This window comes from Porphyromonas sp. (genome assembly GCF_030529325.1).
Taxonomy (GTDB): domain Bacteria; phylum Bacteroidota; class Bacteroidia; order Bacteroidales; family Porphyromonadaceae; genus Porphyromonas_A.
The window spans coordinates 1-16,569 of record NZ_JAUMXC010000012.1 but is presented as its reverse complement, the minus strand read 5'-3'; the positions used below and the strand labels follow the sequence as shown (position 1 = coordinate 16,569).

The 16,569-nt window shown below is 41.8% G+C and carries 10 protein-coding genes and 1 pseudogene; 6 read left to right on the top strand and 5 right to left on the bottom strand.

Translation table 11 applies throughout. From position 1 onward, the window contains the following. Nucleotides 1–198 precede the first annotated feature (198 nt). The 4 genes from Q4A14_RS03265 to Q4A14_RS03250 are packed head-to-tail and all read left to right on the top strand — an operon-like array spanning nucleotide 199 to nucleotide 7,295. Entirely contained in the window at nucleotides 199–3,411 is a 3,213-nt protein-coding gene (locus Q4A14_RS03265; protein ID WP_303169909.1) for a SusC/RagA family TonB-linked outer membrane protein, read from the top strand. Nucleotides 3,412–3,427: 16 nt separating this feature from the next. Further along, complete coding sequence (locus Q4A14_RS03260; protein ID WP_303169907.1) at nucleotides 3,428–4,885, top strand: RagB/SusD family nutrient uptake outer membrane protein; 1,458 nt, start codon at nucleotides 3,428–3,430, stop codon at nucleotides 4,883–4,885. A 9-nt stretch (nucleotides 4,886–4,894) separates the two neighbouring features. Next, complete coding sequence (locus Q4A14_RS03255) at nucleotides 4,895–5,587, top strand: hypothetical protein (protein WP_303169906.1); 693 nt, start codon at nucleotides 4,895–4,897, stop codon at nucleotides 5,585–5,587. A 13-nt stretch (nucleotides 5,588–5,600) separates the two neighbouring features. Further along, the gene (locus Q4A14_RS03250; RefSeq protein WP_303169905.1) at nucleotides 5,601–7,295 is read left to right on the top strand and encodes a PKD-like family lipoprotein; all 1,695 of its coding nucleotides are present in this window, start codon (nucleotides 5,601–5,603) and stop codon (nucleotides 7,293–7,295) included. A gap of 300 nt (nucleotides 7,296–7,595) precedes the next feature. Here the strand turns inward: Q4A14_RS03250 and Q4A14_RS03245 are convergent, their stop codons facing one another. Continuing rightward, the gene (locus tag Q4A14_RS03245; protein WP_303169904.1) at nucleotides 7,596–7,739 is read right to left on the bottom strand and encodes a hypothetical protein; all 144 of its coding nucleotides are present in this window, start codon (nucleotides 7,737–7,739) and stop codon (nucleotides 7,596–7,598) included. 55 nt (nucleotides 7,740–7,794) lie between these two features. Between Q4A14_RS03245 and Q4A14_RS03240 the strand changes: the two genes are divergently transcribed. Continuing rightward, a complete protein-coding gene (locus Q4A14_RS03240; RefSeq protein ID WP_303169903.1) occupies nucleotides 7,795–10,068 on the top strand; it encodes a zinc-dependent metalloprotease in 2,274 nt (757 codons plus the stop codon). Between the two features lie 14 nt (nucleotides 10,069–10,082). Further along, a complete protein-coding gene (locus Q4A14_RS03235) occupies nucleotides 10,083–12,062 on the top strand; it encodes a DUF5117 domain-containing protein (RefSeq protein WP_303169902.1) in 1,980 nt (659 codons plus the stop codon). Between the two features lie 71 nt (nucleotides 12,063–12,133). Here Q4A14_RS03235 and Q4A14_RS03230 read toward each other — a convergent pair whose 3' ends face one another. The 4 genes and pseudogenes from Q4A14_RS03230 to Q4A14_RS03215 form a co-directional block, all read right to left on the bottom strand. Further along, a complete protein-coding gene (locus Q4A14_RS03230) occupies nucleotides 12,134–12,961 on the bottom strand; it encodes a GIY-YIG nuclease family protein (protein WP_303169900.1) in 828 nt (275 codons plus the stop codon). 276 nt (nucleotides 12,962–13,237) lie between these two features. Then, nucleotides 13,238–13,794, bottom strand: a pseudogene (locus tag Q4A14_RS03225) (GNAT family N-acetyltransferase). Nucleotides 13,795–14,053: 259 nt separating this feature from the next. After that, on the bottom strand, nucleotides 14,054–15,931 hold the full coding sequence (locus Q4A14_RS03220; RefSeq protein WP_303169898.1) for a P-loop NTPase fold protein: 1,878 nt from the start codon (nucleotides 15,929–15,931) through the stop codon (nucleotides 14,054–14,056). A gap of 280 nt (nucleotides 15,932–16,211) precedes the next feature. Then, nucleotides 16,212–16,349, bottom strand: a complete 138-nt coding sequence (locus Q4A14_RS03215) for a hypothetical protein (protein WP_303169896.1) — start codon at nucleotides 16,347–16,349, stop codon at nucleotides 16,212–16,214. Nucleotides 16,350–16,569: the final 220 nt, after the last annotated feature.

Below are 16,569 nucleotides of genomic sequence, written 5' to 3'. Positions count from 1 at the left end.
CTTGCTTCATCAAGTTATCCACGTTAATTTGTCAAGGTAGGCAAGCTCCATATTAAAGATTGGTGTGATGTATCCCTCCGGTTCTTTTGGAAACTACCATTGAGGTGTCAAAACGATAAATTTATTGATGACTTCTTCATTCTTCTTGAGCATTCATTTTATAGTATATATCTCGCGATCAAAAAATAATTGTGTATTATGGGAATATTTTCAAAGCCCAGTTATGAACAAAACCTTACACGAGTGAGACCCGCATGGGGGCACACTCTCTGTGTTTCTGTCATTGCTGCAGTTCTCTCGGGCACGACATTCGTGGACTTATATGCTGACAACACAGCCCCAAGTCCTGTTGTCACAGTAGCTCAGCAGGCTCCCAAACTTGTTATTACCGGTACAGTTGTGGATTCCAAGGGTGAGACGATCCCCGGAGTCAACATCGTGGTTAAAAACAGCAATCCACGTGCCGGTGGCAGAACAAATATCGATGGAGAATTTACGATAAACATGGACACTGCGCCCGATAAGGTGGTGCTTGTTGTGTCATTTATCGGATTCAAAACACAGGAGGTCCCTGTCCCAATAAAGAAAGGACGAGTGGCTCCTGTCAAAATCACGTTGAAAGAGGATACCCAAGCCCTTGGCGAGGTCGTTGTGACAGGTATGTTTACCCGAAAGAAAGAGGGTTTCACCGGTTCTATTGTCACTGTGAAGGGCGAAGAGTTGAAGAATCTCAGTACAACAAATATCTCGAAAGCTTTGTCTATCATCGAGCCGGGTCTTAGGATCATGGACAACATCAACCTCGGTTCGGACCCCAATAAGCTCCCGGATATGCGCATGAGAGGTCAGACCACCCTTCCCGGGGGGGCTACCAGTTCTGACGCCATTTCTCTCAAAGGAGAATACAATACATTCCCCAACCAGCCTCTTCTCTTGTTGGATGGATTTGAGATCAGCATACAGACGCTTATGGACCTCGATCCTGACCGAGTGTCCTCGATCACTATCCTCAAAGATGCTTCTGCAACTGCCATCTACGGATCAAGGGCTTCCAATGGGGTCATTGTTATCGAGACATATGCTCCCAAAGAAGGGACGCTCAATGTATCATACAATGGCAATGTGCGTATGGAGACTCCTGACCTCTCAGCCTACAACTTGATGGATGCTTCTGAGAAGTTGCACACAGAACACCTTGCAGGGTTATATGCTCCGCAAGACTTGGATGCCCTCAGGGACTACCAAAGCCGTCTTAGAGAAGTCAAAAGAGGGGTTAATACATATTGGTTGTCTCAACCATTGAGGACAGCTTGGCAACAACGCCATGCTCTTACTCTTGAGGGGGGGTCTCAGGCTCTTCGATACAAGCTATATGCCGGCACCAACCTCACGCCGGGTGTCATGAAGGGATCGGAAAGAAAGACTCAGACCATGGCTCTTGATTTGTCGTATCGCTTCAGCAAATTATTGATGAAAAACAGTGTGACTGTCGATAATTCGGAAAGCAACAACAGTCCTTACGGAAACTTCTCTCAGTATGCTCTCCTCAACCCTTATCTCCGACCTTATGGTAAGGATGGTGAGATCAACAAAGTGATGCAGGCTTGGAACATGCTTTATAACAACAGCAATATCCCCTATGAAGTATCCAATCCTTTGTACAATACGACATTCCACTCTCTCGACCGAAACTCTACCTTCCAGATCCGAAATCTCTTCAAGCTCGAGTACAAACCGATAGATGAGCTCCGCTTGAGTGCAGATATTTCTGTACGCAAGGGGGTTGGTAAAGGCGAGATATTCAGACCTGCTCAACACACAGATTTCACAAGAGTCATAGATCCGACACTCAAAGGGTCGTTCAAGCGTGATCAATCAGAGGAGTTTGGCTACTCTCTTGACTTGACTGCAAGCTACGATAATTCGTTTTTTGATACTCACTATGTGACAGGTAATGTTCGCTACTCTATCCAGGAAAATTCGAGAGAAGTCTATGGGGCTACGGCAACCGGATTTCCCAATGATGCCATGGACAATATCCTCTTCGGAAAGCGCTATAACGACAACTTACGTGGTAGTGAGGGTACATCCAGACTCGTTGGTGGAGTCCTCACGATGGGGTATTCGTACAAGTATAAGTACTCGTTGGACTTCAACTTGAGAGTCGATGGGTCGTCACAGTTTGGTAGTGATAATCGTTTCGCTCCGTTCTGGTCTGCCGGTGCAAAGTGGAACCTCAACAAAGAAAACTTCCTCAAGGACGTCAGCTGGCTCAATGACCTTGTATTTAGTGTCTCATATGGTGTCACCGGTACACAAGGATTTTCTCCATATCAATCCCGATACCTGTATACTTATGGCAATCTCATGAGACCATACATCTCATCCGATGCGACAGGTACCGAACTTGTTGCTTTGGGGAACAAAAATCTAAAGTGGCAACAGGCAGAGACATGGAACTACCGTTTGGAGACTTCTCTATTGGATGGTAGGCTTACAGCAAGAGCAGAGTACTACCGTAAGTTTACGAAAAACTCTTTGGCTCAACTTACCCTTGCACCATCTATCGGATTCGGCTCATATCCTGAGAATATCGGATCTGTGCAGAACCAAGGGGTAGAGCTCAATCTCTCATTCATCCCTTATAAGGATGTCAGTAGAGATGCTTATCTGATCTTTACTCTAAACGGAGCTCACAATAGAGACAAACTCGTGAAAGTCTCTGAAGCTCTCCGTAAGATGAACGAGAACAACGCTGCAAATTCGCTCAAGACAAATGCCCCACTTCCTCAGTACCAAGAGGGAGAGTCTCTGACTCGTATATGGGTGATGAAATCTTATGGTATCGATCCTGCAACCGGGGATGAGATATTGGTCAGGAGAGATGGTACTCTCACAAGTGAGTATGATCCTGCTGAACTTGTGCCCATCGGAAGCACCGAACCCCTATGGCAAGGTAATATCAACACATCTTTCAACTACAAGGGATTTGGAGTGAACTTGTCATTCAACTATCAGTTTGGCGGGCAAGTATATAACCAGACTCTTGTTGATAAAGTGGAGAATGCAGACTTGAGATACAACGTAGACAAGAGAGTCTTGACTGACCGATGGCAAAAGCCGGGAGACCTTGCGAGATACAAACGCTTGACAAACTCCATCGGAGGTGCTGATACCAAGGCTACATCTCGCTTCATTATGGATGACAACATCTTCCGTATGAGTACTCTTTCTCTTTCTTATCGAATGGACAGTAAGAATACACCTTTCTTGAAGAAGTCTTTCGTTAAGTCTATGAAGTGGGGTGCTGCGGTAGAAGATCTCTTCTATCTGTCTACGGTAAAGAGAGAAAGAGGATTGGCTTATCCTTTTGCTCGTCAGTTCTCGCTTTCTCTCAATCTTGTATTCTAAAATAAAGGACTGAACAATGAAACATATATATATATTCCTACTATCAGTCTTCTGCTTGAGTGCATCTTCATGTTCAAAGTGGCTTGATGTAATGCCTAAGACTTCTATTCCGGAAGACGAATTATACAAAAATGAGTTTGGCTTCAAGGATGCCCTCACAGGACTTTATATCAAGATGGGAGCACAGGAGTTGTATGGCCGAGAGTTGACTTATCACTACATGGATATGCTTGCAGGGCGATATGACCTCATCCCTAATGTCCCCAATCTGGAGCACTTATACAACTATGAAGGGACTTTTAAGTCCACGAAGAATACGTTTTTCTTAGATACGTACAACATCATCGCGAACCTCAACAATATGTTGAAGTTCATGGAAACTAACCGATCAGCTATCGTTACGCCTCACTATTATGAGACGATGAAGGGTGAAGCATTGGGACTTCGTGCGTTCCTACATTTTGATTTGTTGAGGATGTTCGGTCCGGTCTATGCTGTTGATCCTCAGGCCAAGGCAATTCCGTACAGAACGCAGCTTGACAATATTGCTACGCCCGTACTTCCCGCTTCTGAGGTAGTCGAACTATGTTTGAAAGATCTTCACGAAGCTGAGGCGTTGTTGGAAGATCATGATAGCAATCTGTTCAAGAACGATCCCAAGTCCGATCAGTTCACCATCATGAGACAGTACCGTATGAACAAATGGGCTGTCAAGGCAACTCTTGCCAGGGTGTATCTGTATAAGGGTGATCCCGAGAGTAAAGCCAAGGCTCTGAAGTATGCGGATGAGGTCATCGAGAGCTCCCAGTTCCTCCTTTATGAGAACAATAATGAGAATAGAATACTATTCGACGAAATCATCTTTGGTCTCTATGTCTATGAACTGAACAAGGTCATCGATCCTGACTTCACTAATATCTCGCCTTCTTCGGTATTGGCTCTATCGGGTGCCAAGCATGAGCAATTGTTTGAAAAGAAAGGAGCCGGTGTCAGCGATTTCCGTTGTGGTACTTATGCATTCAGATCTGTGAAGTTCGACTCTGTCGACAAGATGGTACTCCAGAAGTATGACCAAAGTGGTTATCGTGATGACTATGCCGGAAGAGGAGCAATTCCATTGATCCGCCTTCCCGAGATGTATTACATCAAAGCTGAGTGCGAGACCAATCCCAAACTGGCTGCGGAGTACATAAATACTGTCCGCTTTGCCAGAGGTATTGCTCTTTCGGATGCTATCGAAGGAAACTCAGATTTTCATAACCTTGATACTCGTGCAGGATATGACAATACCAAAACTATTCTTGTCAATGAGTTGATGAAAGAGTATCAGAAAGAGTTTTATGGAGAAGGACAACTCTTTTATTTCTACAAGAGACAAAACTATGGAGCATTTTTTGGTCTTCCTTCTGCTATCGATGTCAGAGCGAAATACCAACTTCCGCTACCTGGCGATGAAATTACATTTGGTAAATAAACAATCACTATGATACGAAAATTATTACTTGTACTGACAGTGTGCCTTGCGGTGGTATCTTGTAAGCAAAATGATATTGCGTTGTACAATGGAGCGCCACGCTTGGAGTTTACTTCAAATATCTCCTGCATCTTTGATGATACAGACTATGTAAATAAGGTGGCAGAGAAAGATTTTGAGGCAGAAATCCGTCTCATCGGGTTGCCTCTTTCTGATACGAAAACATATGCGATGCTCTGTGTGGCACATCCACTTTACGGAGAGGGCATTGTGCCGGAGATAACGTTCTCAAATCCATACACATTTCCCGTGGAGAAAAGTGTTATCAAGGCAGCTTTCAAAGTGAAACGACCAAAGAATGTCCGAGCTTCGCATGTCGGTCGTTTGGCGTTTGATATGGAGAATGCACAGCATGAGTTTGAGGCAGGACGCAAAGAGCATACCACTCCGGACATCGAAGTGCGTACCAATATCAATCAGCACGGTATTCGTTGGTCATGGAACCAAGACTTATGGGGACTATACAGCACCAATAAGTATATCTTCATGATGGACAATCTCGGAAAGACCTATGATCAGATACCTCAGACGACGGAAGAGGTCATTAAAGTAGGTAAACTCTATCAGGAGTATCGTAAGAATAATCCTCCTCTTTTGGATGACGAAAAGGATGCTTCTGAGATATATTTCCCAACTCACTAATAAACTGTAAGACATGAAAAAGATATTTATTTCTCTCTTAACCATTATCTTAGGACTCATGTCCTGCTACGATGATTTGGGAAATTATGAATACGAGGAGATCAATGATGTCATCATCAAGATGGATAAGCGTATGCATGTCAAGATCCCTCTTGCAGACTCGACTCTTGTCACGATTCCGGTATCTTACACTCAACTCCTCACGAAGGGGAAAGACAATCTCCGCTATCAGTGGTATATACAGAAGAAAGATCCGAGAAAGTGGATTCCATGCGGCAATGACTCTACCGTCACCATCGCAGTCTACCCCGATGATCCTCACAAATTCCACTTGCGAGTCGAAGTAACAGATACAAACCTTGATATTGTTTCTTATGGAGAGATCAGCATAATACTCCAGCATGCATTTGATCCTTGTTGGTTTGTGATGCAGGAAGTAGGAGACAATACAGTCTTGGGTGCTGTTGATGGGAGAGAGGGCGTTGCGGTCGTCACTCCGGATGTCTATGGACGATATGGCAAGATCAGCGGTAAACCTCGATTTATGGCTGTAAATATCCAGCACTCTACCGGAGATGCAAGAGATCAAAATGCTCCTAAGATCCCTATGTTGCAACTATTCACGGAGAGAGATATCCTCATCCTTGATGGGGGCAATCTTGGTCGTCAGTTGTACACATATGATCGTATGCTCCTTGACAAAAAGATCAAGGGTGATATGAATTTCAATCCTCAGTTTGCTGCCGGAGAGCGATATGGGGAGTGTATTATCGACAATGGCATGTTTTGGTTTGCCTTTGATGATGGATGTTCAATTTTCTATCCGGTACAAACGGAGACGGGAGATGCATACTCTGCATCTATGGCAACACTCTCATATTATAGAGGGGTTAAGATCGTTTTTGATGACCTCAACAAGCGATTCTTGACCTACGTCAACGACAATATGCCTTTGATGTGGAATACCCACAAGAGGATTGCCTATGACCAAAACTATGTTCTCTACAATCCTTACCATAATATCGCAAACGGGCCTAAGCTCCAGAATGTCGGTGAGTCTTCATCAGCTGATAATCTTTTCAATCCCGACAATATAGGTTCGGACAAAAAGATGATCTACATGGGACCGATATCCGATAAAGACTATCCGGAGATATTGTCCATTGCTCGTACAGAAGCAAAGTCAAACAGATTCTATGTCTACGAGATCTGCCCCAAGGCCATAATGGGAGCTGCACGTCGAAAGGCCTATTGCTCCGGCTACTGGGAGTTTGCTCCGGAAAGTAGTATCGCAGATAAAGATGTCCCTGTGGCGACATCGGCTTCTTACGATCGTATGTTCTTTTATGCATCGGGCAACAAAATCTATCGAGTAGACCTGAACCGTAGTGAACCCACAGAGTTTGTGATATACGAGCATCCCGGTGACAAGAACGTTGAGTTTACCCACCTTAAGTTCCGCTCGGATCGTTTGGACGTTGGCTATGCCACCGAAGATATGTCAGACGATGATGACCTTATCCTCTACGAATATCCATCGTGGTTGGGTGGTGTCGTTACTGACAGCGAGGGCAACAGTACGGTCGTTGAGGTGAAACTGAACAGAGCCGGTGATGTCGCAACGAATAAAGAAACGAAGGAAAAGATCATCTACAAGTATTCCGGCTTGAAGAATGTCAAGGACTTCGTCTATTCGTTCCGCCTTTGATTCCTGATTTAAGAGTGATAAGGAATCACATCTCGTAAACAAACAACAAATCATAGAGTGTATGTCGGCAGTATATTGGCCGACATACATCCTACTTATTTTCTGCAAAGTCCTGAGGCTATGTATAAGGTCAAAAAGTTCACTACCTTGACTTGACAAGGTAGGCATATCGATAAGTCAAGGTAAGGAACTTTATTATGCAGGTTCACTAATTTTGCAGAGAGGGCACAGACATCAAGATCCCCGAGGGATAGGAGTTATTTTCTGTTGGTGTCTTTGTGAAGCATTTACAATCTATTCTCAATCAATATAGACTTTTGAGACAGCAAGAGAGATTATGCTCTTATCTTGTTTTATCTCAAGTATGTAGTTCATGTTTTTGATGTTTTCAAAGATTTTTGAAAGTATAAAGTTCCTGAATAGGGGCGGACTATCTTTCATCATAGTTGTTTTCTGCCTGTACTTCGGGAATACGATATCCCTCTTCGCACAGCCGAGTGTGACAGAATATCTGAATAAGGAAGGTAAGGTCTTGACCACTCAGGGCCTCCTCACTGCACACCGGGTCGGTGAGAGGATATACTGTGAAATCCCCGATGGTCTTTTGGGAAAAGATCTGATGATAACACATACCCTTCTTCGAGCTTCTGCTGTAAGGTATAGGAGTGTAGACAAAAAAACAGGCTATTCCGGAGACTTTTTCGGACCTATTGTCATCAGATTGAAGAGGGTAGGAGATCAAATCTGCGTGTATGCTCCTCTGTACGATAGGATAGTGTCCGACAAGTCGTCAGACCTGAATCGTATTGCTGCACAGAGGGGGAATGAAGCATTGCTCTTGACACAGGATATTGTTGCAAGAGAAGAGGGAAAAACACTGATAGAGGTTACAGTACTTTTCCGAAAGACCCCTTACCTTAACCTCAAATCCCTCTCTTTGGAGTTAGGATTGGGTGCCCTTCAGAACATCAAGATCGAAGACATAAAAGGGGATGAGGGATCTCTCATCATCACGAGCAGACAGAGTTATATGTCCTCCTCCATGTTTAAGCAAGAGAAGGAAGAGCTTCCTTATATTAAAACTTGGACTGTAGGTACTTGTATTACTGTTTTACCTGAGGAGTCCCTGGATGTGATCAAACAGTCAACCCCTTCTTACTTTTATATATCTAAGGAAGATTTTGAGGCAGACCCATATATATCTACCAAGAGTTATTTTATCAAACGTTGGAGACTCCAACCGGCAGAAAAGGATCGTAGTCGCTACGATCGTGGAGAGCTCATCGTACCTTCTTCTCCCATTGTTTTTCATATCGACAGCAATCTGCCATCAAAGTGGCTGCCTTATGTAGTTGAGGCAGTAGAGGCATGGCGATCGGCTTTCGAGCGTGCCGGTTTCAAAGAGGCTATCCATGCTCGTCCCATCACGAGTGATACCCTTTTTGATATAGCAGATAGCAGGCATCCTTATATATCGTGGAAAGTCTCTCCTCAGAAAAATGCTTATGGCCCACATCCCAATGAGCCGAGGGCCGGTGAGATCATGGGAAGTCATGTCGGTATATTCAGCAGTGTGTTGGATATGCTGAGAGATTGGTACTTTGTTCAGTGTGGTGCGAGTGACCCACAGGCGAGATCTATAGTGTTACCCGACAGTATCATGGGAGAAATGATCAAGATGGTTGTCACGCACGAGATAGGGCATACCCTCGGGCTGGAACACAACTTCTTCGGTAGCAATATGGCTTCTGTCGATCAGTTGAGGGATAACAATTACCTCACCGAGCATGGCATCACATCTTCTGTGATGGATTATGTCAGGTGCAATTATGCTCTCAGACCGGGCGACAGTGTATCTCTCAAGAATAGGATAAGTCGTATCGGTGAGTATGACCGTCATATTATAGAGTACGGGTATAGGATATTTTCGGGGAAAAATGCTTCTGATCGAGCATTGGCACGTCAAGAATGGTTGGCTAATCAGAAAAATACCCCTGACCGTGTTTTCATGGCAGGAAAAGACTGTCGCTCTCAGTCGGAGGATCTCGGCAAAGATATCATTGAGACCAATAGACAGGGTATTGAAAATCTGAAATATCTCTCCTCAATCCCCGAGCTTTGGCAGCCCTATGATCTCTACTCTCTCAGAGTCATGCAACGCCGTATCAGAGCCATGATCCAATCCTTGAATCAGTGGGGCGAGCATGTGGTCAAGTATGTCGGCGGATGCGAGCGTACAGATATTTATGGGGAGACTTTGGAGCTTGCTCCTATTTCATTCGAAAAGATGAGAGAGGCCACAACGTTCCTCACCCGGTATATCCTCCAGCCTCCAATGTGGCTTTTCGATCAAACTCGTTTTGACAAACTTGACTTGGATGTTGTCAAAGAAGCTGAGCTACTGTACGACAAGATTATACCACATATTACACATCGGGTTGAAGATATAGGAAGCCTGCAATATTCGGGATATGAGTTTTCCTATACCGTTGCGGAATACTTAACCTTCCTTCATACCGAACTTTTCTCCGAATGGGGTTCCCGATCCGATCAAGGACTCCATAACCGGATCAAAGGTATCATGCAACTCAGTTATGTTTCTTCTCTTATCGACATTTTGGACAAGACTAAAAATGCGATTGTCAGGGTCGAAGTCTGGAAAGAGTTGAATCGTATCTGTGACAAGGGTAGGAAAGATCGGCTTACAGCCACTGCCGATGAGCAAAAACATATTGACGAAATAATAAGTAACATCGAAATAGAGATCAGATAAAAATGCAGATGAGGATGAGATATAGACTTTTGCTTTGTATCATATTAGTGCAATTTTGGTGTAGCCCTATAGCCGTAGCCTCAGACCGAGGAGATGGCCTATTGCCTCCTGACGACGACTTCGAGTTGGTCAGCAAGGGGATTTTCTCGGTCTTTCAGAAAGGTCAGTCGATCTATCTCTCCATTCCTGACCGAATGATAGGGCGAGAAGTCGAGATCCGGGCACAGATCAATAGTGGTTTTGATATGATTGCACGCCCTGCGGGTGGTCTTGGAGTAGTGAGACTTGTCAAAAAGGATGATACCTCTATCTGTTTTTTGAAGGAGATATATAGTGAACGGGTTTTGAGCAATAAAAATCCAAAGTTGATCAATGCCTTTTCGCTGTCCAATATTCAGTCCCCCCATAAATGCTATAATATAGAGGCCTATTCTCCCGAACATGGATATCTCATAGACGTAACAACGGACATCATGACTGGGGACGAATGGTTTTCGTACAAATACGCCAATATCCGACAGATGGATCCCAAAGGATCTCGACTTATAGGAACAGCTTCTCTCCCTGATGGTGTAAGTTTTAAGGTAAGACGACAACACGAATACGCCATAGATAAAGACAAACAGATCAGTTATATCATGGTCTTGCCCAAGGGTACAATGCCATTGGAGGTAGAGTGCATCTTTAGATTATTACCCGAGCGAGATATGCCCATCCGTCTTGCAACTTACCGAAAAGTTCCACATGTCATCCATTTTACGGACTACACCCAAGACGATTATACCGCTGTCAAGGACTCCATACTTGTGCGTTGGGACTTATCATCCCGATCCAAGATGCCGATTACATTCTACATCGACAGTCTTTTCCCCGAATATTATGTTCCTGCTGTACGCAGGAGTATTGAGTTTTGGAACGATAAGTTTCGTCAAGCCGGACTTGCAAGCCCTCTTCGTATTCGCAGAGCCGACAAGAATACATCTCTTGCGTCTCAACGAGCTGTTGTGGCATATGACCTCGTTCGTCCGGGTATAGAGGAGACTCTTACATGGCATCCTCGTACCGGAGAGATCCTTTCCTGCCGTCTCAATATAGGTCACGGTTTCATGCGTGACAAGCTCGCAGACTATCTCCTCACCCATGCCCTTGTGGATAAAGATATTGTCAAGGACAATGACAGTCGTCGGCATGCTGTCGCACTGCTCGAAGAAGAACTAAAGCAGAAAGTCGGAACGATCCTTGGCGTCTATTCTCCGGAAGATTTGGCGTGGGCATATCGCCCTCATTCCAGAGCGAAGGATTGCTATCAAGATAGAGAGAGGGGATTGACAAAATACGGTAAGCAAAATGGGAAAATTACTCCCCTTTCGGTGCAAGTATATGCCGAAAGATTGAGGAACCTATCTGTCGTGGTGGCTGAGATAGAGACAATCACCGGAGAGAAAAGAGATAGAGATATCACCCGTAAGGCCTCCGATCTTTATCCCAGAGCCTGTAGGTTATACACCGGCTGTCTGAAAGAGTTGGTTGACAACGTAGATGCATACACTCCGCACGAACAAGAGGAGGCATTTCATATCCTCGACAAATATCTTCTATCCGGAGAGGTTGTTTTGGATTCCCCCTATCTACGTGCGCGTTCCGGCTCGGGATTGTGGCTGATTCAGGAAGAAAGCCTTAAGGGTGTTTTTCGACATCTTTTTGAAAAGTGGCACAATCAATACTCCGCTTCCATCCCTTTACAGCGAGTGTCCAGCTCCCTTTTCAAGGACTTTGCCTCAGGACTATCACTGACTCCATATCAGATGAATCTCCAACTACTATTCGTCACCACATGGATATCCGAGAGCGATAAGAGTCCTTATCTGCGGAGAGCACTCGGGCATTTTTATCAAGCATTGGAAGAGCTTCTCGAGGATGAGAGAGACACAACGCTCCGTGCTCATTATGAATTTTTATTGCTCAAAATCAGAGCCGATAAAAGTGATTTTTAATCTTGATGATACGCTTCTAAAGAATAGAGTACACTTACTATCAATGTGGTAAGTGTCCCGTTTTATAAAAGCTACTCCAATTGCTTGCGATATATGGTATCTAAAGTTTGATAGTTTTCATCCTTCCATTCTGTCCAACCATTTGAACTTCTCCCGAGACAGAAAGCAGCTGCTGTACTTGGGCTTGTGAATGTGATGTCCGTGTGGACAATGACTTTTTCATTAATGCAGGAGCAGAACTTATTTATAGTTCGTGCTCTCTTTTCTGACCAAGAAAAGGATTTAGTCGTATGGGCTGTAATTTGACTGCCTTTTAGCACCACAAATCCGGATGAGTTGTAAAAGCCCTTAGCGTCGCAGTCTTTTCCTTTTGTGTAGAAAATATGCTCTTCCTTTGGTTTGATCGTTTCAAATATGTTACATCCTATAAAAGAGGCAAGAAATTTGACATCATCGAAAAACTCGTCCATGGCGTCCCTCTGGTATTCGGGAAGGTTTGGAGCTTTCGGAATTTGTTTATTTTCATTTAGGATAAAAGTATTTGATAGACGTGCTTCTGCGATTGCTTTATGTTCCAAATACTGGACATCGGCTTTCGTCATATCTGCGTCTTTCGACACAAATATCAAGGCCTTTTGCCAAAATGTTTTTCTGTCTTCGTGATCCTTTACCCTTTCTCGAAAGTTTTCTGTCTCTCCTATGTAGGCCTGTGGTTTGGTTTCTTCATTCTCACCAATGAGTATATAGAATGCCGGTTTACGTAATTTATCTTGTTTGTCTAAGTATTTAATATCAAATCGTGGTATGACATACATTTGACAGATTTTATTGCTGATAAATGCATATTGAGTTCCTTTAGGATCTCCATCAACCAAATATGTTGTTACTGTTTTGCCCATTGTGTGATATTTAAGTATATACTTAGGTAGTTACTTTGTTTTACAGATCGGTTCAACGACTATCTTATTTTCAATACCTATTATGAGATTGTGAATCTTAAGCCGTAGATTTATCTTTCGTTAGATTCGCAAAGGTATGAAAAAGTGAGACTATATTTAAAAATGATGAAATATTTTTCTCAGCTTATCCTTTTAGTCCTATGTATACCCATGGATCTTTATGGTATGTCCCCATAAACTTGTTTAACAAGTCTACAAAGGTATAGCCAAACTTGCTTATCTGTCTTTAACCTTTTTCCAATCATCTGATGTGAGTTTGGTAAAGTGCTCTGTCCGAAATTCGTTCATCAGTGGAATCGGTTTATCATGCTCTGTATGGCTGTACATGAATCCGCATTTTTCTTGCACTTTCTTAGACTTTTCATTACCGTCAAAATATCCGCACCAAACTGTAGTCCTCCCCAAATTTTCAAAAGCATACCGAAGTACTTCATTTATAGCTTCAGGGATCAAGCCCTGACCCCAAAAAGGCTCGCCAATCCAGAAGCCTATTTCACACTCACCATCTGACATCTTTGCACTGTGAATTTCGCTTCTTGCATTCATTATTCCAATACTGCCTACAGCTTCACCGGTCTCTTTTAATACAACAGCATAACTCTTTCAGAAGCCGAAAGAACAGTCTTTATTATTTCACGACTGTTCTCTAAACTCGCATGCGGTGGCCAACCAGCTATTGGTCCAATATTAGGATTTTGTGCATACTTGTAAAGTGCTTCGGCATCGCTTTCCTGCCACGGCCTCAAAATCAGACGTTTTGTTTGTAACTCTATCATCTTTTTGATTCGTTTATCTTCTTGTTATCAGATTGTTATAGTACGTGTTCTGCCTTGTATTTGATTGTACAAAGATACGAAATGGAATAATCATAAAAACAGACAGAAATCGAACCGACTGGCGATCTATGTAGTCTTTGTTACAGGACTTTTATTCAGTTAGTTGCTATTTTGATAAGTATTAATTCTTTTTTAGAGATATATTCTATCTTGAAATATAAAATATTGTATCCTTTCCTTTTGAGGATGAAAAGGCTCAATTAGAAGATTGTTTACACCTATTTATAACCTTATGCAAAGTTTTTGATAATTCTTGGAATGAGTATCTTTCTATGCTTTGGGTTAATTTTATTTCATCATCTATCCTTGCCTTTAATGCAGATAGTGTCGCTTCATCCTTGCTGTAATAGGGCATAGTTCCTGTAAAGTCATAGTGTCTGTTTAAAAAGCCAGTGAACTTATTTCGACCTTGATTACTCATTCTTTTAAGGGATATAAAGATTTGCTCTGCATCTTCCTTTTCAAATATTGGCTTTAGTTGATATGTTGAACTATGGTCTGGATAAACTTTCCCATCAATTGATAGGAGTTCATCAATGTTTTTGTCTGACAAGCTTCGTAAGATAGACTGCGCTAAGTCTGGTAGACTGTTTATCTTCTTCTCAAAAGCTTCATTGAAAGTTTTTAACAAACTCATATTCAATTCTTCTTCTTCATAGGCTAAAATATATCTGTATCCTTGAAAAAAGTTTGTTCTTATTTTATAAAGTGTATCTAAATTGACTTGTTTCGAGACATATTCATTGATAAACTTTTTAATTTCGATTATTTTCTCTTTAGTTATTTCCTTGATTTGTTTGAGATGAAAGAAACTTATATACCCAATTGTTCGTCCAATCTCGTAAGGAGTGAAGATTTGGTTGCTTAATAGATCTTTAGTTAGTTCTTCATAGACGTTGTTAAAGTCTTCATTAGATAACTCTCGAAAATTTAATATCTCTTGCCAGCTCCTTTGTTTTTCTTCTTTCTTACCTTGCAATATGTTCTTGATATATTCCTGGATGCTTTTTCCTGTAAGCAGACTTTCAGTAATATTTGAAACAAATTCAGGGTAGAATGTAGAGTATATGCACCCTTTGTCTATTTCCTTATACTTACCTTCAATTTCATTGATGATAGATAACATCTCATCATTTTTATCCCTGATCCTTCGTGGCAGAGCTTCACTCATTGCTCGTTCCCAATCCATAAGAATGTTACGATATTTCTTGTTATTGAGATCAATGCAAACAGCAATATAGGTAAATAGGAAATTCTCCAAGTAGGGATTTGTAACTTCTACTTTAATACTTGAAATCTGTCTTTTAAAGTCATTTAAACACCGGCGGAGGATCCTTAGATTCTTACTACCTGTAGATTTAAAGCAAGCTCTAATCTGCTCTCTTTTCTTAATTAAATAATCACATTTAGGAACTTCTTCTAAGAAAAAGTCTAATGCTCCATCTATATTTGGTTCAAGCTTAAACTCTCTACCGATAGTCTTTTCTTTAAAATCATCAAATGTAGATTGTGCTTTCTTTTTAAGCTGATTGTAATCTCCAAGAATTATGACATGACATCTGTAGTGTTCAACGAAATAGTTTACAAAGCCAAGTGTTTCTTCCATAGAGATTTGGCATCTCTCAATGTCGTCAAATACAATCAAACGAACACCCTTAATTACCTCATCATTCTCGCTCTTGAATATCGATAGAGAGTCAAGAGAGGCCGTCAGAGTAGCATCATTATTACCATCTGAGTTAAGGTCTATGTCCGTTTTTAAGATGAGTTTTCCCAAGATCTTGGCTCCCCCTTTTAGTAGTTTTGCTGCCTTAGAGTAGAGGAATGGATTTAGCTCTCTATCGATAGCTTTTCCTATCTCATCAATTTTGCTTAGCCCGTAAAGTGATATATAAATTGGACACAAATTTATTGTATTTTCATCTTCTGATCTATGTCTTGAATAAGATGTTTCAATCCATTGCTTTATAAAGTAAGTTTTTCCTACTCCCCATTCTCCATTCAGGAAAATTGCATATCGAGGGTTTGGAGTATTTGCGTATTCGACTAAGTAGTTAAAAATGTTTTCATTCATGACTGAACTGCATTTTTTTTATAATTTTTATTTTGAGGATATTTTTAGCCTACAAAATAATTTCTTTATCTTGACCGAAGCCATAGGGAAAAGTAGAAGGGGATATGTTTTTATCTGTTTTGTCTTATTTTTTCGACTTTCTGGTAAGACTTTTTGGAGTGGTGTTAAGACGTTGTAGCTCAGATAAAGTAGGCTTTTTTGAAGATGTCATCAGATAATAAAATACCCCACAATAGGTGTCAGGACTTATTGTGGGGTGTGGTTATTACATCATCTTAATTTACTTATTAGAAGAAGACTTTGAAGGTTTCAATGCAGGATTATTCCTTGGAGTATCCTTGTTGTCTCTTCTTCTTTTATCAACTTCACCAGTAGACTTTGCTATTGGCTTTGGACCAGGTTTTAGTTTGTAAGCCATATTTCTATATATAACATTGTCTTACTTCACTTCTTCAAAACAAATCCATACTGATTTACAGAGAATTGCAATTACATGGTACAAATATGATTGCTGAAATTGATTACAAACAATCGGTTATATTGTCTTTATTGCTCTGCTTTTTCAAGTTCTATTCGATCTGTGAGTTCTTCTTGGTATGTGGTCATAAACTTGTTTAAGTCCATAAAAGCATACCCAA